This window comes from Candidatus Latescibacter sp. (genome assembly GCA_030692375.1).
Taxonomy (GTDB): Bacteria; Latescibacterota; Latescibacteria; order Latescibacterales; family Latescibacteraceae; genus JAUYCD01.
On sequence record JAUYCD010000041.1, the window covers coordinates 1 to 23,311 of the forward strand.

14 protein-coding genes and 1 pseudogene are annotated in these 23,311 nt (G+C 53.6%); 5 read left to right on the top strand and 10 right to left on the bottom strand.

What is annotated here, in order from left to right:
- From Q8O92_02655 to Q8O92_02665, 3 genes are all read left to right on the top strand, one after another.
- Positions 1-1,182, top strand: a 1,182-nt coding sequence (locus Q8O92_02655; GenBank protein MDP2982216.1) for a hypothetical protein, incomplete at its 5' end; no start/stop codon positions are given.
- A 202-nt stretch (positions 1,183-1,384) separates the two neighbouring features.
- Positions 1,385-4,813, top strand: a complete 3,429-nt coding sequence (locus Q8O92_02660; protein MDP2982217.1) for a LamG-like jellyroll fold domain-containing protein — start codon at positions 1,385-1,387, stop codon at positions 4,811-4,813.
- A 196-nt stretch (positions 4,814-5,009) separates the two neighbouring features.
- Positions 5,010-8,456: a LamG domain-containing protein gene (locus Q8O92_02665; GenBank protein MDP2982218.1), complete on the top strand. Its 3,447-nt coding sequence runs from the start codon at positions 5,010-5,012 to the stop codon at positions 8,454-8,456.
- Positions 8,457-8,560: 104 nt separating this feature from the next.
- On the opposite strand, the gene Q8O92_02670 is transcribed toward Q8O92_02665, so the two are convergent.
- From Q8O92_02670 to Q8O92_02700, 7 genes are all read right to left on the bottom strand, one after another.
- Positions 8,561-8,704, bottom strand: a complete 144-nt coding sequence (locus Q8O92_02670) for a hypothetical protein (protein MDP2982219.1) — start codon at positions 8,702-8,704, stop codon at positions 8,561-8,563.
- A 326-nt stretch (positions 8,705-9,030) separates the two neighbouring features.
- The gene (locus Q8O92_02675; protein ID MDP2982220.1) at positions 9,031-9,279 is read right to left on the bottom strand and encodes a type II toxin-antitoxin system HicB family antitoxin; all 249 of its coding nucleotides are present in this window, start codon (positions 9,277-9,279) and stop codon (positions 9,031-9,033) included.
- Positions 9,280-9,304: 25 nt separating this feature from the next.
- On the bottom strand, positions 9,305-9,487 hold the full coding sequence (locus Q8O92_02680) for a type II toxin-antitoxin system HicA family toxin (protein ID MDP2982221.1): 183 nt from the start codon (positions 9,485-9,487) through the stop codon (positions 9,305-9,307).
- Complete coding sequence (locus Q8O92_02685) at positions 9,487-9,675, bottom strand: type II toxin-antitoxin system HicB family antitoxin (protein ID MDP2982222.1); 189 nt, start codon at positions 9,673-9,675, stop codon at positions 9,487-9,489. The genes Q8O92_02680 and Q8O92_02685 overlap by 1 nt, the downstream gene beginning before the upstream one ends.
- Before the next feature lie 448 nt (positions 9,676-10,123).
- Entirely contained in the window at positions 10,124-13,807 is a 3,684-nt protein-coding gene (locus tag Q8O92_02690) for an SUMF1/EgtB/PvdO family nonheme iron enzyme (GenBank protein ID MDP2982223.1), read from the bottom strand.
- A 10-nt stretch (positions 13,808-13,817) separates the two neighbouring features.
- Positions 13,818-14,504 carry a hypothetical protein gene (locus tag Q8O92_02695; protein ID MDP2982224.1) on the bottom strand — a complete coding sequence of 229 codons (687 nt, stop codon included), beginning with the start codon at positions 14,502-14,504 and terminating at the stop codon, positions 13,818-13,820.
- Positions 14,505-15,042: 538 nt separating this feature from the next.
- The gene (locus tag Q8O92_02700; protein MDP2982225.1) at positions 15,043-16,629 is read right to left on the bottom strand and encodes a hypothetical protein; all 1,587 of its coding nucleotides are present in this window, start codon (positions 16,627-16,629) and stop codon (positions 15,043-15,045) included.
- Between the two features lie 297 nt (positions 16,630-16,926).
- On the opposite strand from Q8O92_02700, the gene Q8O92_02705 reads away from it, so the two are divergent.
- Complete coding sequence (locus Q8O92_02705) at positions 16,927-18,858, top strand: methyl-accepting chemotaxis protein (protein MDP2982226.1); 1,932 nt, start codon at positions 16,927-16,929, stop codon at positions 18,856-18,858.
- A gap of 92 nt (positions 18,859-18,950) precedes the next feature.
- Here the strand turns inward: Q8O92_02705 and Q8O92_02710 are convergent.
- The 3 genes and pseudogenes from Q8O92_02710 to Q8O92_02720 all read right to left on the bottom strand — a co-directional run bounded on the left by Q8O92_02710 (position 18,951) and on the right by Q8O92_02720 (position 21,582).
- Positions 18,951-19,093: pseudogene (locus Q8O92_02710) on the bottom strand (IS5/IS1182 family transposase).
- Between the two features lie 35 nt (positions 19,094-19,128).
- Positions 19,129-20,559 (bottom strand): right-handed parallel beta-helix repeat-containing protein, encoded by a 1,431-nt coding sequence (locus Q8O92_02715; GenBank protein ID MDP2982227.1) that lies wholly within the window; start codon positions 20,557-20,559, stop codon positions 19,129-19,131.
- 273 nt (positions 20,560-20,832) lie between these two features.
- Positions 20,833-21,582 (bottom strand): carbohydrate-binding family 9-like protein, encoded by a 750-nt coding sequence (locus Q8O92_02720; protein MDP2982228.1) that lies wholly within the window; start codon positions 21,580-21,582, stop codon positions 20,833-20,835.
- Positions 21,583-21,939: 357 nt separating this feature from the next.
- Between Q8O92_02720 and Q8O92_02725 the strand changes: the two genes are divergently transcribed.
- Positions 21,940-23,259 carry an alpha-L-fucosidase gene (locus Q8O92_02725; GenBank protein ID MDP2982229.1) on the top strand — a complete coding sequence of 440 codons (1,320 nt, stop codon included), beginning with the start codon at positions 21,940-21,942 and terminating at the stop codon, positions 23,257-23,259.
- The last annotated feature ends 52 nt before the right edge of the window (positions 23,260-23,311 follow it).

Sequence of the window (23,311 nt, forward strand, 5' to 3'; positions counted from 1 at the left end):
AAGCTCCTGCTTGAACTGGCCGACGGCATTCTTGCTCACCGTAAGAAGGATGCGCAAGGAAATTTCTCCATCGACACCACCATAAATTTCCGTACCGATGAAGGCAGCCCTTCCGGCATGGGTCCGCTTTCCCACCTCTTCTATGCCGCCTGGCGCTGGACCGGTGATCAGAAATATCTCCATCCCCTCCTCGACATAGGTTCCGGATCGCTGGGCTCCATAAACGGCAACGCGCTGGATATCATGGGCAAACGGGACACCTGGGGCAGGCAGATTGCCGCTTCGGCCACCCCGCAATCCGGCTCCGCTCAATCCCGTCATATCGCCTGGCAGGTGACCGGAAACAAGCAGTTCCTCGAATGTTACTACGCCGACCAGATCGAGGCCGCCGCCCTCCGTGAATACATCAACACCGAGGGGTCGCTCTGGATCGACCGGGTAAACGTGGCGAACAGCGAGCTTCAGCATTCAAGACTGGGGGGAATCGCGGCTATCCGCAGCGCCATCTATCCCGGCCATGCGGTGAGCTGGAAATTCAAAGCCCCCGCCAATGACGAGAGCATGGCCATTCTCATCCCGAACGCCACCCCGACCGGCATGAAGATCATCGCCTACAACCTGGACAGCGATCCTGTTTTTCATGCAGAGATGACTGCATGGGATATCGACCCTGGAGTGTGGGAAATCACCCAGGGAATCGACACCGACGGCGATGATGTACCGGACAAGGGGAACAGAACCTGGAGCGCAGACCTGGAACGAACCGGAACCCTGGATATAAGCTTTGCGCCCCGCTCAACAACTGTGCTTATCCTGCAGTTGAAATCGAAGGGAATTCCCTATTGGGAGCGCCCCGATCTCGGTATCGGAAAAGATGATGTTACCGTGCAGGGAAATACGGTGAAAGTAAAGATACACAATCTTGGTTCAGTGGACTCTCCGCCTACTACTGTCGGACTATATATCCCGGATAAGAAGACGCTCCTTTATGCTCCGGTTCCCGCGTTGAAAGCTCCGGTTGACCTGCTTCCTAAAACCGCTGAGGTTGCCTTCAAGATACCCGCCGGGATCGATTTAGACGGAGGTGAAGTTTACCTTGACCCTGACCGGAAAATAAAGGAAATTACAGTATGCAACAATTCGGTGGTAATCGAAGTGCATGGTAAAGTTAAAACGAAATAGACCTCAGACTTTGTAACACTTTTTGACGGATCGAGTTATTCATGACGACATAAATAATTGCGCATGTTTTGAGTGTTTAGATCCTGAAACGAGTTCAGGATGACATATGTCATGCCGAACTTGTTTCGGCATCTATTTGAAAAGAAACACAAGAAAAATATGTCGTCATATTTGAATAGGATTTAAGTATAAGGCACTCCCCATGAAATTTTTATATCTCCTCATCTGCATCCTTGCCTGTTTATCGGCGGCTGAGCTTGTCGAAGCCGCCCCTGCAAGCGCCGTCAATTACCATATCTCGTTCGAGGATATGAAATTCATGGAGAATGATTTTGTGGCCCGCTCCGGCCTTAAATCCATCGAAGAGCGCGGGCTGGTTCCGGCGGAAGGCAAGTTCGGCAGGGGGCTCATGATGAGCCTGATCCCCACCCAGGCGGATGTGGACAATCTTTCGGGGATAGACCTCGATCCCATTACCGCGGTCATGTTCAACACCACCATCATGCGCGACAGCATGGTCGGGTACAATGAGCCGATCCTCTGGGGAACCGGAAAGATCAATCCCGCAAGCGGCGCGGTGGCGTTCTGGGTCAAGGGGAAGCTGAGCGAAGGAGTTCTTTTCGAGCAGACCGCCTGCGCCTGGGGCAGAAAGGAGCGCTATCTCCTGGGAATCACATCCGATACTGTCGGGTCTATCAGCGCATACCTTATGGATGCCCGGTATGTAAAACACGTCATTACTTCTACCCTCCCCTGGGATGACCGGGAATTCAACCATGTGGCGTTGAACTGGAACCGTTCCCAGGGATTGGAGTTGTTTATCAACGGAAAATCAGTTGCCTCATCCTGGGGGAAGGACGCCTGGTGGGAAACCGCTCTTCCCGGTCTCCTCCGGTTTCCCATGCCCCAGGTGGTATATGACGAGATGTATTTTTTCAGCCGCCCGCTCACTTTGCCGGAAATCGACGCCCTCATGAAGACCAATACTCCGCCACCGGCGTTGACCGATTATCCCGAGCGCACTCCCCAGGAACGCGACCGTCTGGAAAGGGCTCTCGGTATTACGGTGAAGTCCATGATTCCGCTCATCGAGCCGATGGAGGCCGGCCGGATCCTTTCATTCCGGGAGGTTTCTCCTGTCTCCATGGGAGACGGCCATATCCCGGCCCAATTTTGTCAGGACGGCCGGTACGAGCTGGCATGGCCCCATCCGATCGGTGTTTTCACCATTATACCCGGCGACGAGGATTTCACTGCCGAAAAGCTGGATGTGGACCCGCCGCCCGGTATTCCGTTCAATTATGTTACTGTGGAGGGGAATCTGGCCGATCTTCCGGTTTATACCAATTGCACCAGAACCCAGGACCGGTTCAGCGGCGACACCCTCATCGGCATTCCCAAAGACAGCGGTTTCTTCTACGGCGAGTTGGTGGATCGAAAGGAGCGCGGCCGTATCACCCTCCCTTTCCTGAAAGGATACGGGGTTCCGGATGGATTCAGGGGTGACATGCACCTCCCGCTCACCGGCGAGACCAGGGTTCATGAAGTCGGCCTGTTCGATGTCGTACCGAAGGCTTATGTTCCGGTTCCCGGAGAGGCAACGTATTATCTCCAGCAGGAGGGAGAGCTGAATGACCGCTACGGATTTGCTCTGGCTGCTCTCAATCCCGGCGAGGATCGCGGGGTTCTCCAAGGCTACCAGGCGCCGGGTACGAAACCTTCCAGGATGCTGGCCACCGGGCTTCTGCGCCGCACGAACATTATCACCACCCCCCTGACCGGAACCCGGTGCATCGGCGGTGTGATTCTCGACATGCCGGTCAAAACTTCCGGCGCCGACCTTCTCCTGGTAAGGCTTCGCGACCCCGGGGTTCCATCGCGTATATGGACACATGCGGAAGTAAAACTCATGGGCTTCGAAAGCGGCGGCAGACTGCGCCTTCTTATGGATTTCACGCCGCTCATGCTCTCGCCGGGAGACCGTATCTGGCTGGATATTGCCACCCTGAACGGCGCGCAGGTCAGTATCGGGGGAGCCGACGGGGCAAAAATTCTGCTGCGCACGGCGCCTTTTGCAGAGTCCGCCCCTCTTTTTGAAAAAAAAGAGCTCCTGCCGGCGGTGGCTGAATACAGCCGCACGTTCGGGTATCTCCCCTGGAAATTCGATAAAACCTCGCCGGTTTACACTGCTCCGTTCGCCTTCGGGGGGCCGTTCGATATTCTCTATTCCGCGCAGGCGGTCAAACGGTTTTTCCCCTGGTCGAGGGATGCAAATTTTTATCTGGAGTTTACCAAGCCGATATTTTCCATCTGGGGAGAAATTATCGAGCCGGAAAAGAATATCCTATTAAGGCAATTCGACATTCCCTCCAATATTCCCCGCTGGGCGTTCTTCCAGCAGAGAATCCAGTCATTCCGCTATCGAATTCTCGAGTGGATCGGAGCGAACCAGAACCCCGACGGCCAGCTCGGCGGCGGGTGGAACGATGACAACGATATGCTGATGGGCAAGCTGGATATGTTTCTGGACGGCTCGCTTCAGGCAAAAAACATTCAAGCCCGGATGTATGCAGGTTTGGATTCCACCGGATATGTCACCGACGGGTACTGCCATATCACTCCTATCGACCGCCTCCATGTGAGCGATCTCTGGCATGACAGGTTCCGCACGTTGATGTACCGTCTCGGCGACCCATCGGAGTTCCGGAGAGCGCTCAGAACGGCCTGGCGCTGGGATAAGCCTTTCGAAACCCCGATGAACTGGGGCAGGGGCGAATCTTTCCTCTATGACAAGAACATTCTCGAATGGTACTGGGGGAAGAATCTTCCGCAGGCGGCGTTCAGTCTCACCGATACCGCTGCTGTGCAAACCCGGCTCCTCCGCCTGGCGTCGTTCTGCGACCATCTCACCTTCTACCAGTTTACCGAGGCGCGAATCTACACCGACTGCCAGGTCATCAATGACGAAGGACTCATCACTCAGATGATTGTCGGCGGGAATGTGGACAGCACCGCGTCGGTCGAATGGGTGGAGGGCGGCGGAGAAGATTTGGCCCGATGGGTGACCTATGCGGACAGCGTTTCATTCGTATGCAGGATATTCTCAAATGATCCTTTGCAGCGCAAGGTGACTCCCCGACTGTACCGTATCCAGCCCGGAACCTATGAGGTGAAACTTACCGAAGACCTGGACGGTATTGCGGGAAGGCCGCTGTTCACCGGAGATTTCGAGCTGAACCGTTTCGATACCTTCAGCCTGCTTCTGCCCTCCATGAAACCGGTGATTCTTTCGGTGAAACAGGTCAAGAGCGCTGAGGGGGTAAAGCCGCTTCCCGATCTTGCTCTTGCCCCGTATGACTGTGTGCGCCAGAAAGCTATTCTGCGGGTGCGGGTATCGAACCTGGGAGCGGCGCCCTCCGAAAAAACCACCATCCGTCTGTATGACGCCCAGGACCGCAGGCTGGATGAATTGAAAGTACCGGAGATTCCGGCCCCGGTGGATTTTGTGGAAAAATCCGAATGGATTTTCTTCGAAAACGTCCCGGAAAAGGGGAATCTCCGTCTGGTAATCGATCCGCGGGTCAGGATGAAAGAGATTTACAAGGGGAATAATGAGGTGGTTGTAGAGTAACTACAGCCCCCTAAATCCCCCGAAGGGGGACTTAAAAGAAATGCCTTATTTATCAATATGAGTAATTGATTAATATAATGATAGATGCCGATGCCCTGCTTTTGCTATGCAAGAGCAGGGGACCCATTTGGCATGACCGTCTCACACTGAACTTGTTTTCCCATATCGCTTTCAAACCCCGTCCAGGAGGCTTTTAATGAAATTCAGGCCGCTGATTTCTCTGTTCTTTGTTTTTTTCCTCCTTCAACCTTCATCCTTCATCCTTGCATCCGGCGCTCCTCTGTCCGGCAGCCCGGTTGATTTCCATCTTTCGTTCGAGAATCTCGATTTCATGAGTGAAGATGTTGTCGCCCTCTCGGAATTGAAAACCATCAAGGAACGTGGTATAACCCTGGAAGACGGTCGGTTCGGGAAAGGAATAAAGATGACCCTGACCCCCAAAAAGGTGATCATCGACAACATGAGCGGCATAGACCTCGACATGGTGACCGCGGTGGTGTTCAACACCCGTAGCCGCAGCGACTGGGATATGTTTACCGAACCATTCTTCTGGGGAGCGGGCAAGCTCAACACCGGGAGCGGAGCTGTCGCGTTCTGGGTCAAAGGCCCGCTTGCGGAGGGAGACCTCTTCGACCAGTCTGCCATGGCATGGGGGCGGACCGAGCGTTTCCTCCTTGCTGTGACAGTGGACGAATCGAAACGGATCGGGGCCTATCTCGCCGATTCCCGGTATGTCCGTCATACCATCCGCGCGAGCTCTCCCACCGATGCATCAGGCTGGACACATGTTGCGCTGAACTGGGATAAGGCGCAGGGGCTGGAGCTGTTCATCAATGGTATTTCCGCCGCCTCTTCCTGGGGAACGGATGCCTGGTGGGAAACCTACATGCCCGGACTGATGCACCTTCCCATGAAAAATGTGGTGTATGATGAGATGTATGTCTTTTCCAGGCCGCTGACGCCCCCGGAAATATCCGCGCTCATCAAGGAAAACCAGCCGCCGTCATCGCTGAACGCCCAGGAGGACCGCTCAGCCCAGGAGCGCGACCGTCTCGCCAAAGCCATCGGGCTTTCCCCGGGCATGTCCCTTCCGGCGCTGTCCCCGCTTTCTGAGAACCGGGCGCTCTCGTTCCGTGAAATAACCCCGACTCTCATGGGCGACGATAACATTCAGGGAAGGTTCTGCAACGACGGCCGCTACGAGCTGGCCTGGCCCCATCCCCTGGCGGTGTTCACTTTCCTCCCGGGCGACGCCTCGTTCAAGGCGGAAAAGCTGGATGTTGAGACCCCTCAGGGTGCGCCCTACAACTATGTGACGCTGGAGGGGAACCTGAAAGGAATGCCATCCGTTCTCCAGGATTGCCGGAAAGCGGGGGATCATTTCACCGGGAAAACATTCTTCGATGTGCCCCAGGACGACCGGTTCTTTTACGGCGCACAGGTGCCCCGTGAGGCCCGCGAGCGCTTCACTCTGCCTTTTCTCAAGGGGTACGGCGCTCCCGATGGATTCAAGGGGGATGTGCATCTTCCCATAACCGGCGAAACCCGCATCCATGAAGTCGGCCTGTTCGATGTGGGAGAAGTGGAGGATATCCCCGCGTACGGCGAGGTTTCCTACTATCTCCGGCCGGAAGTGGAAACCCTCGGCCGTCGGTACGATTTCGCCCTGCGAAACCTGTTTCCTCCCGTCGACCGTACCATTCTCGCCGGGCACCTCACACCACCTTCCGGCAATGGCGCATGGTTCGACACCGGCAGCCTGCGGTGGAACCATCTCATCACCGCGCCGATGACCGGAAGGCAATGCTACGGCAGCATCGTCCTCGATCTGGATGTCAAGATCTCCGGCCCGGAAGACATACTCCTGGTGAGGCTCCGCGACCCTGGCACTCCCCACCGGATCTGGACCCATGCCGAGGTAAAACTCCGGGGATTCCAGAGCGGCGGAAAGCTCCGACTCAGGCTCGACCCTCCGCCGCTCATTCTTGCGGCCGGGGATGTAATCTGGATCGATATTACCACGCTGAATAATACTGCCCTGAGAATCGGGAGCGCCCAGGGCAGCCGTATCATTCTCAACCCCGCCCCGTTCCTGGCATCGGAAAAGGCGTTCGAGACAAAAGCCCTCCTGCCTGTGATGGCGCAATTCACAAAATCTTACCACCATCAGCCCTGGCTGTTCGAGAAAATCTGGCCTGACATCATGGATCCCCATGCGCTTGGCGGGCAGTTCGATACGGTCATGCCGGCGATGGCGGTCAACCGAGTTCTCCCCCATTCCCGTCTCGCTGAATTCTATATCGAGTGGGCGAAACCGAAATACTACTGGGGAAGCATCGTCGACCCTGTTAAAGATTTCCCCATAAAAGAGTTCGATATTCCTGCAGGCGTTCCCCGCTGGGCATACCTGCTGCACCAGATACAGAGCTTCCGCTATCGGGTGGCTGACTGGCTCGGCGCAAACCAGAATCCGGACGGCCAATTCGGGGGCGGATGGGACGATGACGCCATCGTTTACCGCGCAAAACTGGACATGCCCCTGGAAAGCCCACGGGTACTGGGAAGCTACCTCAAGCTCTTCGAGGGGATGGACGCCACCAAGATCTTTTACAAGGGATACTGTCAGATAACCCCGACCGACAACCTGCATAACTACCAGTTTGTCAGCAACCGCCACAGCGCCCTGATCTACAAGCTGGGCGACCCTTTCATCTACCGCCGCGCATTGGAGACTGCCTGGCATCTGGACAAGCCGGATTCCACCCCCATCTCCTGGTCGCAGGGAAAACCCTTCGCTTTCGACCGCGGCGTTCTGAACTGGTACTGGGGAAAGAACCTTCCGAAACAGGCCTATCGCACGGTCGATCCCAAAACGCTTGACGAGAACCTGTCACGCCTGGCCTCATGGCTGGACGATTTCATGTTCTACCGTCATTCCGAGGCCCGTATCCATACCGACAACCAGGTCATCTACAATGAGAACTATGTGTCTGCCATGGTGATGGGAGGGGCCGCAGACAGCACCGTTTCGGCGGGATGGATCGCCGGCGGAGGGGAAGACCTGTCCCGGTGGATTACTTACGCCGACAGCAGCACATTTACCTGCCGACTGTTCTCGTTCGATCCCCTGCCGAGGAATGTGAGCCTCCGTCTTTTCCGTATCGAGCCGGGCGATTATGAGGTAAATCTCTCGGAGGATCGGGACGGCGTTTCGGGAAACGCGCTCAAAACTGAAACATTGACGTTGAAACGATTCGATATTATCAACCTGGTTATCCCACCTTCCAAAGCGGTAATGCTCACAGTAAAACAGGTAAGGGGAGAGAGTGGAATCAAACCGCTCCCGGACCTGGCGGTGGCCGCCTACGACTGTGTCAGGGAGGGCAGCACTCTTCGGGTGAGAGTTTCCAATCTTGGCGCGGCGCAGTCGGAAAATTCGGCGCTGGTTCTCTATGACCGTGACAACCGCGTGCTGGGAGAAATGAACATTCCGGTAATACCCGCTCCCACAGATTTCCGGGAAAAATCCCTCTGGCTCTTGTTCAAGAACGTGCCTGAAAAGGGGATATTGAAAGTTGTTGCAGACCCGCAGCATAAGATGAAGGAGATTTATACGGGGAATAATGAGGCGGTGATCGAGTAAAACTCAAAGACTGTCTGAACCACTATAGATGCCGAAACAAGTTCGGCATGACATATGTCATCCTGAACTCGTTTCAGGATCTATACGCACATAAGTGGTTCAGACTATCTTTTGAATTTCATTCCGGCCACCCTGCTTCCGTTCGATATGCTTTTGCCCGCATACCCGACATCGAGAGCAAGGAGACCGGCAACAGCGACGGCTACTGCAAGCGGGACGAGAAGGCGTTTTAAAGAGATGTTTGTCATGGGCAGATTATCCTCGAATAAATGATTTTTTGTCTGCCGTAATCTAATCAATCTCGGGGGAAAAGAAAAGAAAATCCCCTCTGGCTTTGCCATCTCCCCTTGTTAAGGGGAGAATTCGCTATCAACATTATTTTGCTTTTATGAGCACTCTTTGTGACCCCCTTAATAAGGGGGTCGCCGCACAAGCGGCGGGGGGATCTTCGAGAGAGAGGGCGCGGGCGCGGACATGGTCGTGCAAGCGGCGGAAGCATTCACGGAAACGTTCGCTCGTCCGATGCATCAGAGTTCCTTCAATTGATTATTTTCTTTCGCATCAAGTGTTTCTCTCACGAGGAAATCAAGCCTGCCGTTCCGCGAATCCTCCTCGATCTGCGCATCCCACTTCTCCCAGTCTTTTTCCAGAAACCAGCGCCGGAACCGCCGGTATCGAGAAGCATCTCGATGACTTCCATGAGATTCTTTCCAAGTTCATCGAGCGTCTCCCCTTGCGAGTGAGCGCCCGTAAAACCCGGAACATACCCCACGTACAATCCGGTTTCAGAACACTTTTCAACAACAGCGGTAAAGACTCTCATGTTCCGCTCCTTCAAAGCATATGTCTCACGATTGCTCTCCGAGCATTTTGAGAATATGCGCCGCCAGACTATCTTTTATCTCCCGATGCCGAGGGATCGGCTGGGAAATCTTCGTGGAGGGATTATGATACCAGTCATGCCGCTTTCCATGACGGAGCAGTATACACCCTTTCCCCTCAACGGCGCGAATGAGGTCGGCGCGTTTCATCAGACGACCAACTCCCCAACTCTCCGTACCGAGGGAATGGCGCCGCTCGAAATTTCCTGATAAATATCTTTCAGGTTTTCTTTCAATTCATCTAGAGTTTCTCCCTGCGTCCGGTAGTCCGGATACTCCTCCAGCCAGCCGATGAACATTTCATCTTCCTGATAATAAACGAACTTCCTTGTTTCCATGACAGACTCCTTCAAAGCATATGTCTCGCGGATTTCCATGCTCCCAATATCGCACGAAACGCCCCGGCGGGCAAGGGGATTTCGGGGGAGAGGTTCACGATGAACAATGCGTAATCCTCCGTGACCGCTCCTCGCAAAGATTACTTCCTATTATTTACTATAATATAATCATTCCCCCTAAAAAAAGCCGAACGTTCAACCTCATCCGAGATTTGCCGGTTCGGCTTTTCCTGTTTCTGTGCTTAAATTCCCCTGTCTCCGGCATTCTGGGAGAAAGAATATCCCCCTGTCCTTCGGACATCCCCCTTGTTAAGGGGAACACATTGCGGCGGAGTGCTTTGACCCCCTTCGATAAGGGGGTCGCCGCACAAGCGGCGGGGGGATCTAACCCCCCCTATTCAAGTGTCAAATATCAATGTTCAAGTGCTCAAGAAGTTATCAGAGGCAGCTAACGGCGCACCACACGGAACCCGATACTGGAGTCCCTGCCGTGCGGGCCGTAGCCGCTGCCACGGTAAGCAAACCGGCAAACGTCGCCGTCGTTGAGCCAACTACCGCCGCGGATAACACGGCGCGATCCAGTTTGTGCACCAGTAGGATTAGTAGCAGGCGACGAGCTGTAGCTCTCGAACCAGTCGCTGCACCACTCCCACACATTTCCGCTCATGTCATAAAGACCAAATGGATTCTTCGGGTAGCTCTTTACATTCACGGGATTATTCGGTCCGTTATTCCAATAATTAGCCTTGTCTTTGCTTATCGTTCCATCATCCGTCCCATATTCATATTGTTTCCCTCCACGACATGCATACTCCCACTCCGCCTCCCGCGCCAAATCCCATCCATAATACTCCGCATACGCCTTTGAACCGTACCAGGTCACATATACCACCGGCCAGTTCTCATGACCGGTTACCACGCTGAATACATTATTGCTAAACGTTATCCAGCAGCGGTTATTCGCATCATAGGTATCAGACAAATAGATATAATTCTGACCGCTGTATGTCCCCTTCGCACCGGTCACAGTTGAACCCGTCGCCGTAATGTCACCTGACGCCTTTGCTGCATTCAGCCAGGCGCAATACTGCGCGTTTGTGATCTCCGCCTCGCTCATCTGAAAGGAGCTCATCGTCACTGAGTGGACGGGTTCGGCAACACCAGATTGGCCCATCTGGAACGTCCCGCCGGGGATAGAAACCATCTTTACATCAATTACCTGCGCCTGTGCGGTGAAATTCAGCGTCTGTTCGGCGGTCACATTGGTGAAGGTTCTCGATGCGGGAGTGAACACGTACCCGGATTTGGAGGGCGTCACCGTGTACTCGCCTCCGGACTCCACGGTGAACGAATATTTCCCGCCGCTGTTCACGGTCTGAACTCCGGAGAGGCCGCCGCTCAGTGTTACTGTGACAGCTTCCGCGCCGGTGATGGTGCCGGAAAGGGTATATTTAAAAGGTGTCACTGAAGGCCCGCGGCGGGCGACACGGAAGCCTATGTGGTATGCCCAGTCTGTCGGAGTGTAGAGAGCACGATTGGCCGACCGGCAGTCGGAGTCGTTGGTACCCCAACTTCCGCTGCGAATGACGCGGTATACGCCGGTTTGCGGTCCTGTGGGATTGCCTTGGTTCCCGCTGAGATACGTGTCGTAAAAGTCGCTGCACCACTCCCACACATTTCCGCTCATGTCATAAAGGCCATACGGATTCGCCGGATAACTTCCGATATTTTTCGGATAGCCAAAATTGTTGTTATAATTCGCTTTTGTACTGCCTAATGTACCATCGTCTGTTCCATACTTATACTGTCTTCCACCCCGGCAGGCATACTCCCATTCAGCTTCAGTCGGCAAATCAAGTCCATAATAGAGGGCAAATGCTTTCGCTCCGTACCAGGTCAGATACACCACCGGCCAGCTTTCTTTTCCGGATGCCGCTGCAAACGTGTTGTTGCTGTAAGTAATCCAGCACTTGTTGTTTATATCATTACTTTCGTACAGATAAATGTATCCCTGCCCGCTATACGCTCCCTTCGCACCTTTAACGATCGAAGCAGAAGGGATAATTTCTCCGGTAGCCATGGCCTCATTTAGGAATTTGGCGTATTGCGCGTTCGTGATCTCATACGCACTCATCTCAAATCCGCTGAGCGTCACTGTATGTATCGGTTTTTCATCAGATTCTCCAGAACTCTCCACATCCCCCATCAGAAATGTCCCGCCGGGGATCGAAACCATCTTTACTTCCGTGGCGGGAATTACCGGCGCCTGCGCGGTGAAATTCAGCGCCTGGTCGGCGGTCACATTGGTGAAGGTTCTCGCTGCGGGAGTGAACACGTACCCGGACTTGGAGGGCGTCACCGTATACGAGCCTCCCTCGCCGACGGTAAAGGAATAACTCCCCCCGCTGTTCATTGTTTGCGTTGCGGAAGCGTCGCCGCTCAGGGTTACCAGAACAGCGTCTGCGCCGGTCACTGTCCCGGAAATCGTGTGGGTGATCCGGGCCGCGGTGAAGTTGAGTGTCTGGTCGGTGGCGATGCCGGCGAATGTTCTCGACTGGGGCGAAAGGGTGTACCCGGACTTTATCGCAGCGACCGTATACGAGCCGCCATCGGGAACGGAGAACGACCAGGAGCCGCCGTCGGCGCTCACCACCCTGCTGTCGGATGCTCCGCCGCTCAGGGTAATCGTAACCCCCGAAGCCCCGGTCACCTTCCCGGAAATCGTCCGCATGATCCTCGACGCGGTGAAATTCTGCTTCTGGTTCACTGTAACGGCGCTGAATGTTTTGCTTGCCGGGGTGAACACATATCCGGTTTTGGACGGCGTCACTGTGAAGTTCTTTCCCTGCGGTACGGTGAATGTATAAGCGCCGCCGTCATTGACAGTCTGGACCTCGGAGGCGTCCCCGCTCAGGGTCACCGTTACACTGTCGGCGCCGGTCACGATACCGGAAATCGTCGCCTTGTTGAGCGCGGCGGCGAAATCCTGGGTGATGTTCCCCCGCACATTCGTGAAGACGCCGACAGACGGAGTGAACGCGCTGCCCTCCTTTGACGGCGTCACCGTGTAATTCCCCCCTTCAGGCACCGTGAACGAATACGTTCCGCCGTTATTCACCACCTGGTTCCCCGCGGCGTCGCCGCTCAGGGTTACCAGGACACCGTCTGCGCCGGAAATCACTCCGGAAATGGTGCGGGTTATCTGTGTCGCGCTGAAATTCTGAATCTGGTTTGAGCTGACAGACGAAAAGGTTTTGGACGCGGGTGTGAAGAGGAAACCGGTTTTAGACACGGTTACGGTGTAATTCCCATTTTCGTTCACGGTAAACGTGTAGGTTCCTCCGGAATTTACCTTCGTGCTGTCGGAGGCGTCGCCGCTAAGGGTGACGAGAACGCCGTCCGCTCCGGTCACCGCGCCGGAAATGGTATATTTCCGCTGGGATATACTCACCACCACGGAGGAAGTCGCGCTCCATCCGCTCTTTACAATGTACTGGTTGGACGCCTGAACGCGGTAGTAATAGGTGCCGGAGGTTTTCCCCGATATGCTTTTCAGGAGATCTGGCCCGGAATACACGGTTGAGAGGCCGCTGAATGTGTTATTGTCGGCTTCCTGCAACACATAGGTTGCAGCGTTGGGGGGCTGGGTCCACGAGATGGTGAAATTCCCGTCCTGGCTCGGATTCGGCTTTATAGACCCGATTTCCGGTTTGAACGGCTCGTTCCAGCCGTAGATGATGACAATGGTAGCTTTGTTCGGCTTTACATCCACATCCTCGTTCAACCCGAAATATTCGACCGAACCGCTTTTCATTCCGATGCAGAGCACCTTGAGGTTGTCGAGCGCTTCAACATTTATTGCCACATCGAAAACACCGTCCACCGGTGTGAATACCCTGCTGTCAAGAACAGAATTGTCGCTCTTGAGCACCCTGACTTCGAGGTTTTCGAGACCGGCGGTCGATACCGTTTTTCCAGCGCCTACCGGGAGTTTTCGGGCTGTGGTTCCCCTGTATCCGTCTCCGGAGACGACTATCCGGATGACACCGGTTCCTGTCGCCACAAGCGGCGATCTGTCCCTGCCGCAGGAAACGCACAGGAGAAGGAAACATGCTATGAGCGCCCGTTTCATGATCTTCTGCTCACTGAGAAGGATCGGAAATGGTGAACGTGATGGTTCCTTCCTGGGCGCCTGTGGAACCGGCGCCCTTTCCCTTTGAGGAGGAGCTCAGAACAAAACCCACAATACCCGCCGTTACTATGGCCCCGCCGACAAGGTACAACATCTTGTGAGATTTTCTCACCTTGTCCAGCAGGAGCTGGTCAACCACATCGGGTATCCCCCTGTTCAGGAGATTGTCGCTCGCCCCTCTGAATTGATAATCGGCAGCCTTCAATACCTTCGCAGTTTCGATGTCGGCGATGCTTACATTGATAGTGTAAGTCGCCCCCACAAGGCCTACCGAACCTATGATAATTCTTTCCACATTGAGAATTTTCCCGAATTTAACGGCGCACGAGATATCGGTGCATTCCGTGTTCTGAATATTGAATTCGTCAAAGATCTTATCCATCTGCGAGCGCTCGACTACCGTATACCTGATCGGTGTTTTCTTTCTGAATTCTTGGGAATTGATAACCCGCATGATCTGTACGCGCATGTTATTCGAGAGCGATTTGGCCTCAGCCGGTGAAACCCCGTTCGCATCGAGGTCGAGCACTGCGATGTTGTACTCTTTTTTTTCCTGGGCGCCTGCGGAATGTAACGGAATAACACCCGTTATGATCATCAAAACACTCAGAAACAATGAAAGGGTTTTTCGCGCCATGACCTGCCTGCAAGATATATCAGTGAAATGATTACTATCGGGGAATAAGCATAAATAATTATAATATAATTAATACCTTTCAAATATACTTCGTTTCTTTTAAAAAGCAATAGATTTCATGAATGGTTTTATACTCAAATAAAATCCCCTCTGGCTTTGCCATCTCCCCTTATTAAGGGGAGAATTCGGCACCGACATTATTTTACTTATATGATACTCCTTTTTGCCCCCTTCGATAAGGGGGTCGCCGCTATTACGGCGGGGGGATCTAAAACATTGTCTGAACCTTGATTTACTTGATTATGGGATTTAATTGATTATTTTCAATCATGGAAATCCTGTAATCCCACAAATCATGGTTCAGACAATCTTCCGGAGAGGCATGTCAAACGTCTTCTGGATAATAGGCAATTCGTCTTTCAATCGTTTAGCTAACGGCGCGGTTTTTTTGCGTCAGCAACCAGAGAAATATTGAGATGTCCCCTTCCTCTCCCCTTCTCCTGCTTGCGGGAGAAGGGGTAAGGGGATGAGGGGGAAACTATTCCTGTCTCTCACTTTCCGGGATATTGATGACCATTGCCGAGCACTGGCCGAAGGTATCGGAGGTTTTCGTGGGATCGATCTCGACAAATGCGCCGTTCCAGAGAACAAAGAGCCGCTCGCCCTTGTCATCCAGCTTGATGGAGAAGGTTCCGCCCGGAGTGTAGCCGTACTTGTCATAATAGTAAGGGAACATGAAGGCAAGTACCTTCTTTATGCCGGTTTGCGTGTCGTATTGGATCACCGGTGAGCCGTCCGAATAGCCGTGGCCGTGCGCGCCGGGGAGATAATAGACATAGCGTCCCTTGGGGCTTCTGTCCATGGAGGCTGTATATTTCTGTATGCCGACCCAGTTGTACCCTTTGTCCACGATCTCTTCCTTGACCGGGTCGAATGTGAAAAGCTTGCCGCTGTAGGAAATACACCAGAAGAGGCCGTCCGGGCCGCGCTCACGGGTCTCGGCGCGCAACTGTGTGTAGCCGCCGGCTTTTCCGCCGCGGGTTGAATCAAGGTTTTCTTGTGGCATGTGGCAGTCGAGTTTGGAGAAGCGGTTCTTGAAAGGATCATACTTGATGATATGCAGCAACGAGTCGGCCTTCTGGTCGCGGTTGGAAGTGTAGACCATACCGGTTGCATTGTCGATGAGGATGGCCCGCTCCCACCAGCCCATACCGGTGGGCAGGTATCCGGCCCACTTGGTCTCCTGTTTGTTGATGTCCCAGGCGAGGAATTCGCCGAACATGCCGACCGCATACATGATGCCCCGAGCGGTGTCCACCCGGTGGTAAGGCCAGGAGGCGCGCTTTAGCGGGACGCCGTAATCCACGATGTCCCCGGTGAGCACATCGTAGCTCATGATGTGGCCGCCGTCGTAACCTGTGGCGTAATCTTCCTCATCAGGCTCATCGTACTTGGCCCAGTAGGTGCAGTACCAGAGACTCGGGCTTTTCAAATCCTTGCTCTGATAGAAATCCAGCCAGCCGTGAATCTTGCCTTCGGAGAACTGATCCATCTTCCGGCCCAGCACCTTGTTCACTTCGGGAAGGCAGCGCACTGTTTTTGTCGCCGGATCATATTCCACAAGAAGGATATGGGCGTCATATTTGCCGTGATCGCCTATCGCGGAATAAAATTTACCCGTACGGGTATCATAGTTAGCCTGGCACCAGTTGGACCAGGGCCCCGGTTCATTGCTGATTTTGGACTTTGATTTCACCGGTGACTCCCCTATCCAGAGCGGCTCAACCGGAACCACACAGAATTCGACCGTGGGCGGCGTCTTGGCGATGACATAATCTTTCCCGGCAAATTTGGCCACGCTCTCGATGGGGACCAGCATCTTGGGATCGCTGTCAACCACCACCTTGCCGGTATAGAGGAGTTTGGACTTGTCCAGACGTTCGGCGACCTCTTTTTTCTTTTGTTCGCCTGGACTGGGAGTGACCGGGCGCTCGATTGTCTTCATCCCTTTGTGGAGAATGCCGTGCCCTCCACCTTTGATCATTGTCGAGCAGCCAAGAGCGGCAAACAAAACAAACGCAGCCGTCAGGACGATAAATACAGAGATCCTTTTGAGGTTGATCATGCTTCCCTCCTAAAAACAGTGTGGGTTGAAAATGTATGCGGGGAGATCCATGCCGTTTGCATGATCTTTGCAATGGAATGGTGTATAGTATAGGAATTTTTTCGGGCGATTTCAAAACTTTTCTTGCCCCTGATTCACGAATTTCTTGAACTGTAACAAAAGAAAGCCGATTGCATACAGAACCTTTCTTGCTCTATCCCGATATTATCTTGACAAATGGGGCAACGGATATGTTATTATATAGCTTAATAAGGGGAAAAAAGATTAAATCCCGACAGCTTCAGAAAGGGAATTGTGATGATAAAACATCAGGCTGACCCGGAGAGGGATGCAATTTCGGATATCGATTTCATGTCTGTTCATGACGCGGGAAACAGTATTGCAAAAAAAGCAGCCACAACAAAAACCCGTCACCGCGCTCTGGCGCGGCGGCTTCGGAAAAACAGCCAGATAGCTTCCCAAAGCGCCGAGATTTCTCTGGGGATCGAAGAAATCGCCGGCTTTTCCGACAAAATCATCGAGTCTTTCGAGGCCGCGAAACGATCTCTGGACCGTGCCGCCCGGGATTCGAAAGATGAAAAGAAGCTCTGGCAATCCCTTTTCGAATCCTCCGGAAAAACGCTGGAAATCTCGGCATCGAATGCCGCCGCGGTAGGGGAAGCCGCGCAGGGGTTCAAACGAAACTCCCGCTCTCTGGATGAAGTTATGGATTCCATTCAAAAAGCGGCCCAGGTGCACGGTGAAAATCTCAAAACATCACAGGAACTGGGGAAATTAATAGAGACCGCCGATGATCTCACCGCCAATATCATCTCCCTTGCCGACCGCGCCGATATTGCTTCATTGAACTCCGCTCTGGAGGCTGGCAAAGCCGGAGAAGACGGGGCTGGTTTCGCCGTAGTCACCGGCATGCTCCGTAAATCTACCGCAGCCTTTCAAAAGCGGGCCGGAGATTTCACCGAGCTTCTTACCCGAATCAAATCCATCCAGGGCGGCATTACTTCACGGGCAGTGGAAGTTTCTGAAAAAATCCGGACTGTTGATGTATTGACCGCCGGAGTTCGTAACGCCTTTAATGAGATAACGGGCGACATGGATTTGCTCATTTTGGCGGCGGGTGAATATTCAGCTAAAACCGGGATGGTTTTCCCCGCAACGGATGAGGATGAATCATCGGAAGAAATATCTCTTTCCCTGGACAGCGCCATGGACAGTATAAACCATGCGCTCTCTCTGATCGAGAGCCAGGAGAGACTGTTTTCTGAAGCCGCCAGCCAGGCCGATATTCTCCTTGAAGCCACCGGAAAACTTGCTTCTGTCGAGGCGGTTTCCACCGCTCTGGATGCACTTTATACCATTATCGATTCATTCATCAAATCCCTTGAAGCCGCTTCGGAGCATTTGGAAACGACTATGCCTGCAATCCATAACGCTATGCAGGAAATAGAGATAATAGGTAAAAGCTCTGTGTCGAACAGGGAATTTTTGACTCGATTGTCCCAGACCGCCGAAGAGTTTCTCTCCGTCGCGAATCGCTCCCAGGAAACGTTCGGAAAGCTGCGGGAAAGTCTGGTGCCTTCGCATTCCATTCTTCGGAATGTAGCCAGAGAGCTCCAGATTCTTGTGAGTGAGCATGAGGCGTTTCTGCAGGAACTGTACTCTCTTGAGCCATTTCAGAAACACCTTGCCCGGTTCGCCGAAGGCATGGGGGATTTTTCCACCCGGATGGACTTTTTTGCGGTAAACGGAGGGATTGAGGTTGTGCGGGCAGGCGCCCGGGGGTCTGGATTCGCATCACTTCCCCAGGAATTCGAGGCAATCGGCGCCGATTTGGCAGGGCTGGAACAATCAATCCGGGAGTACGGCGACCGGCTGGGAGAAATGGCTCAATCATTGATAAAGCGAGAGACGAGCGAACCGTGGCAGGCCATACTGCTTTCGGTGACCGGAATTGCCGACGGCATTAAGGAGATACTGGAGAGCTATCTTGCTACTGGGTCACGGGAAAATGCTTCTCTCTTCTCGATTATCTCCGATACTATCCGCCGCATCGAAAAAATCCGGGATAAATCCGATACGATGATGAAAACCGCTTCCTCAGCCGTCCAATCCATCACTCTGGCTGCGGAATTTGCTGAAAATCAGAAGAATGTCTTCCGTCAGACTATTGCCACGGCGGAAAAGATCAGTATACTGGCGGATGAGCTGTACCCGGATTCAGAACCATGATTCATTCGAATCATGGTTCTGACAGTTTTTCTCTCTAAACTTTGGTTTTGTATTGAGAACTTATCCGTAACACCTGTTTTTCTGAATGCCCATAAGGCCGGTTCACCGGAATAGCCCTTGTCGGCGCACAGGTTTTGTTCTATGCCATCTGGACGCGTACGATTTCGTCCAGCACCAGATCAATCTGGCTCACATCATGCTTGTTTGCCCCGGTGACGACGATTGATAACGGCAATATGCTTTCGTGTCAGCGGGCCGCGCCGCATTTACTCATTTCGCGGCGATATCAAACGCGCCCATGCCCTTGCAAGGGCTGTCTTTGGACAGCTTGTACGCCTCAGCGCGAAAGAAATAAGGCTTGAAGACCGGATTGACTCCGCCGAGTTTCAACGGCTCGAACAGCCCGACGAATTTCGGATCAACGGAGATGTCCGTCGCGCCAACGCCTTCGACTTTGGGGAACCAGTTATTGCGATCAAAAACAGGCTTCTTCGCGGGGTCCGCGCGCCAGGTCCACACCTTGCCATCAGGGAAGCGGCGGGTCTTGTGTTCCTGCTCCTCTTTGTAGTTCGGCGCCGGCGAGAATTTCACCTGCGTCTTGTTTCCGCAAAAGATATTATTCCGCAGCACCGGCGCGTTCCCGGAGACGATCTCCAAAGCAAGGTTGCAGTCCACAAGCGTGTTGTTGTAAACCTCGCAGTCGGCCTCTATGTACATCGACGGCTGGACGTTTCCCTTCTCGCTGACGATAAGGTTGCCGTAAATTTTCGCTCCCGTGGAGATGGGATGGACGGCGATGCATCCTTCCCCGTCTCCTCCGTAAACGGAATCGACGAAGTTGTTTCGTACGACGGCGTCGGTGACGTTAGCCACGCAGACGGCTCGCTTGGCGTGGAAGTCCTTCGCCGGGCGGAAGACGTTGCCCTCGGCCACGATCCTCTCGGAACGCAGATATCCCTCTTCCGTGCTGTCGTCGTTCTGGCCGATGTAGATGGCCGAGTAGCGGAAGCCCTCGAACGTGTTGCCGGAGGCGACCGAATCCTTCATCAGCTTCTTGAACGACAGCGCCTGATGATGCACGCCGTAGAAATAGTTGTTCGTCGCCTTGAGATTGCAGGAGGCGTAGAGGCACAGCCCGTAGTCCTGCTTGTCGGAGAAATCCAGGAACGTATTCTCGGTAAGGACGATGCCCTGGCTGGCCTCCGGCTTCCTGAAATTGCCGTACACCAGAATTCCGGATGAGTTGTTCTCCCGGAAAATGCACTTCCTGACCGTTATATAGCTGGAGGCATACTTTATGGCAACGCCCATCATGTAGTTGCCGAACTCTATGCCTTCGATGACGACATGGTTCTTATCCTGCAGGAGGATGCCGGTGCCTTCGCCGGTTCCCTTCAGTATGACCTTTCCCGTTTCCTCGGCCTTGATGGTGATAGGCGCTTCCCTCGTTCCGCTATTGCTCACTACCGCCTGCTCGTCGCCATAGTCGCCGGACTTTATGATTAGCATATCGCCAGACTTAAGAATCGACACGCCCTTCTTGACCGTTCGAAAGGCGGTCTGGGCCGTCTTACCGTCCTTTGCATCGTCGCCCTGTAGCGATACGTAATAGGTCTCGGCGATTGCAGCCGAACAGAACAACACAGCCGCACCGATCAACACAGCCGCCCGCAACAATAAACTTCCGCCGTTCGTCTTCATCTTGCACTTAATCCTTTCATTTTGCATGTGACCTGCCGCCACCGGGCTTGCGCCGGTAGGTCTTCTCCGGATCGCGTTCTGGTGCAGGCATCAATGGTTCAACCTTATTATTTACGGGTAAGTTCTTAATCTTTTTATCATCTTTTATCAAATACATCATACGAATCAGTCAGACAATCTTATTCTTTGGACTTTTTTTATCATCTCCTCCTGTATTTCCCCGTGAGCTGCCCCTGCGAAAGCACATGACCTTTCAGCGCATACAGTAATGGTTTATCGCACCGGTTCTTTGCTGAATATGATCTTGCCGAAATCTTTACCCCCGCGTGAATGCAAATCCGGCTTGGGAGTCTGCGCCGGGCTCCACTGGCTGTATTGCGGGTTGGTCTTTCCGCCGCAGCGGTTCAGCGCCACACGCCACATGTCGCCGTCCTTCGGTGCGGAACCGTCGTAGGCCTCCGTGTAATCGGAGAAGCGGACAGCAATCTCGATGATCCAGCCGGTATCGGTGTCGTCATCTTTATTCACCGTGCCCTGGATGCTCTGCGCGATATGGGGTACCAGAATACGGCTGTCACGGAGATAGATGCTCCGTTTGAAATTATTGTAGACGCTGAGAAGGTTCCCGATGCAATTGATCTCGAACATGTTGTACATGAAACCGACCTTGGGATTGGGATTCCAGAAAAGCTCGACGCAGTCATCCTTGTAGGTAGTGGAGTTCGTATCGTAGATTTCGGCCCAGATATGCTGGTCGCTGCACTTCCACGCCACATAGAGGAACGTGTCGTTCCAGAGCATTTTCACCTCAGTCTGCTCCTTGTCGCCCGCAGTCCACCAGGGGAATTTGAAATCGCCGACCGATTTTGCGGCCTGCCAGTCAGCCTTGTCAAGGATGCCGTCGACCACGATTTTCTCCGTCGTTCGTTTCACGACATATTCGGGATATACCGGTTCCTGCGCCTCAGCGGCCAGGGAAAAACTGATAATAAACAGGGAAAAGATGCCAAGCGCTGTTTTCATGGTGAGTTTCTCCTTTGAGAAATATTCTTCGGTGATTTACAATTTGATCGCATTATCATAAATAGATACCGAAACAAGTTTAAAACATGCGCATGATACATGCACTTCGACAAGCTCAGTGCTCGGTCATCGGGCTCTGAGCCTGTCGAAGAATCCGATGCATCCTGAACTCGTTTCAGGATCTAAAAACTCGATTGAAAAAGAAACGCATCCGCATGGAATTTGCAAATACTATTTTCCAAAGTTTTACTTGCTTTTGCCGCCTTCGAAATAAATCTTATATGAATCGATGCTTACGTTCAGCATGACCGAATGTCCTTTCTCACACATTCTCTTTTTTCCCTGAGGTTTGGCGGCATGAACTATCGATACGTTTCAATACTGGCAAAAGTTCTGGGGTGTTTCTGGCTCATGATCTCGACATTTACTCCGGTTCTTGCACAGAAATCAGAGCCTCAATCCTTTCTTCAGGCAAACTCGAAGGATATGCTCTGGTGGAAGAATGCCCGGTTCGGCCTGTTCATTCACTGGGGGCCGGTGAGCCTTAAAGGCACAGAGATCGGCTGGTCGAGGGGCGGGGAACGGCGCGGTCAGGGCGGCACCGGCGAAATCCCTGTAGAGGTGTACGACAACCTCTACAAGGAGTTCAACCCGGTCAAATTCAACGCCGACGAGTGGGTGAAAATAGCCAAAGAGGCCGGCATGAAATACCTGGTGTTCACCAGAAAACACCATGACGGCTTCTCCATGTTCGACAGCGGGCTTACCGACTACAAGATCACCAATTCCCCGTTCAAGCGGGATGTGGTCAAAGAGCTGGCCGACGCCTGCCATCGCGCAGGGATACGCCTTGGATTCTACTATTCCCCCGTTGACTGGCACCACCCGGACTACCGTACCAAAAACCACGCCCGCTACATCCAGTACCTGCACGGCCAGATACGGGAGCTGTGCTCACGCTACGGCCAGGTGGATATCCTGTGGTTCGATGGCCTCCAGGTTCATCCCATGTCCGGCAGCGGCGGAGAAACCACCTACGACCCCGCCTGGGCGAAGGACTGGGATTCTGGGAATCTCTTCCGCGAGATTCGCACCTTGCAGCCGCATATCATCATCAACAACCGCTGCGGGCTGAAAGGGGATTTCGACACCCCCGAGCAGCATGTCGGATTCTACCAGCCCGGCCGTCCCTGGGAATCCTGCATCACCATCTGCCAGCAGTGGGCGTGGAAACCCAACGATACCATGAAATCGCTCAAGGAATGCATCCATACCCTGGTCATGTGCGCTGGCGGCGATGGCAACCTGCTTCTCAATGTGGGGCCGATGCCCACCGGGGAGATCGAGCCTCGTCAGGTCGCCCGCCTGAAGGAAATGGGCGCCTGGCTGAAACAGTACGGACGCGCTGTTTATGGCACACGCGGCGGGCCGTTCCCGCCGGGTGAATGGGGCGCTTCCACGTGCAGGGGCGCCACCGCCTATGTCCACATCCTGAACTGGAAAGGCGACACCGTTCTCCTGCCGCCAGATCCCCGCAAGCTGGTATCCCACACCGTGCTGACCGGGGGCAAGGCCGCAGTAAAACAGACCCCTAAGGGAATAGAAATTTCAGTGCCGGCGGGAGAGCGGAATGAGATCGATACGATTGTGGAGCTGAGGTTCAACAGGAGGTTGTGAAGGCAACCCCCTTAAATACCCCGAAAAGGAACTGATACACAATCGCACTATG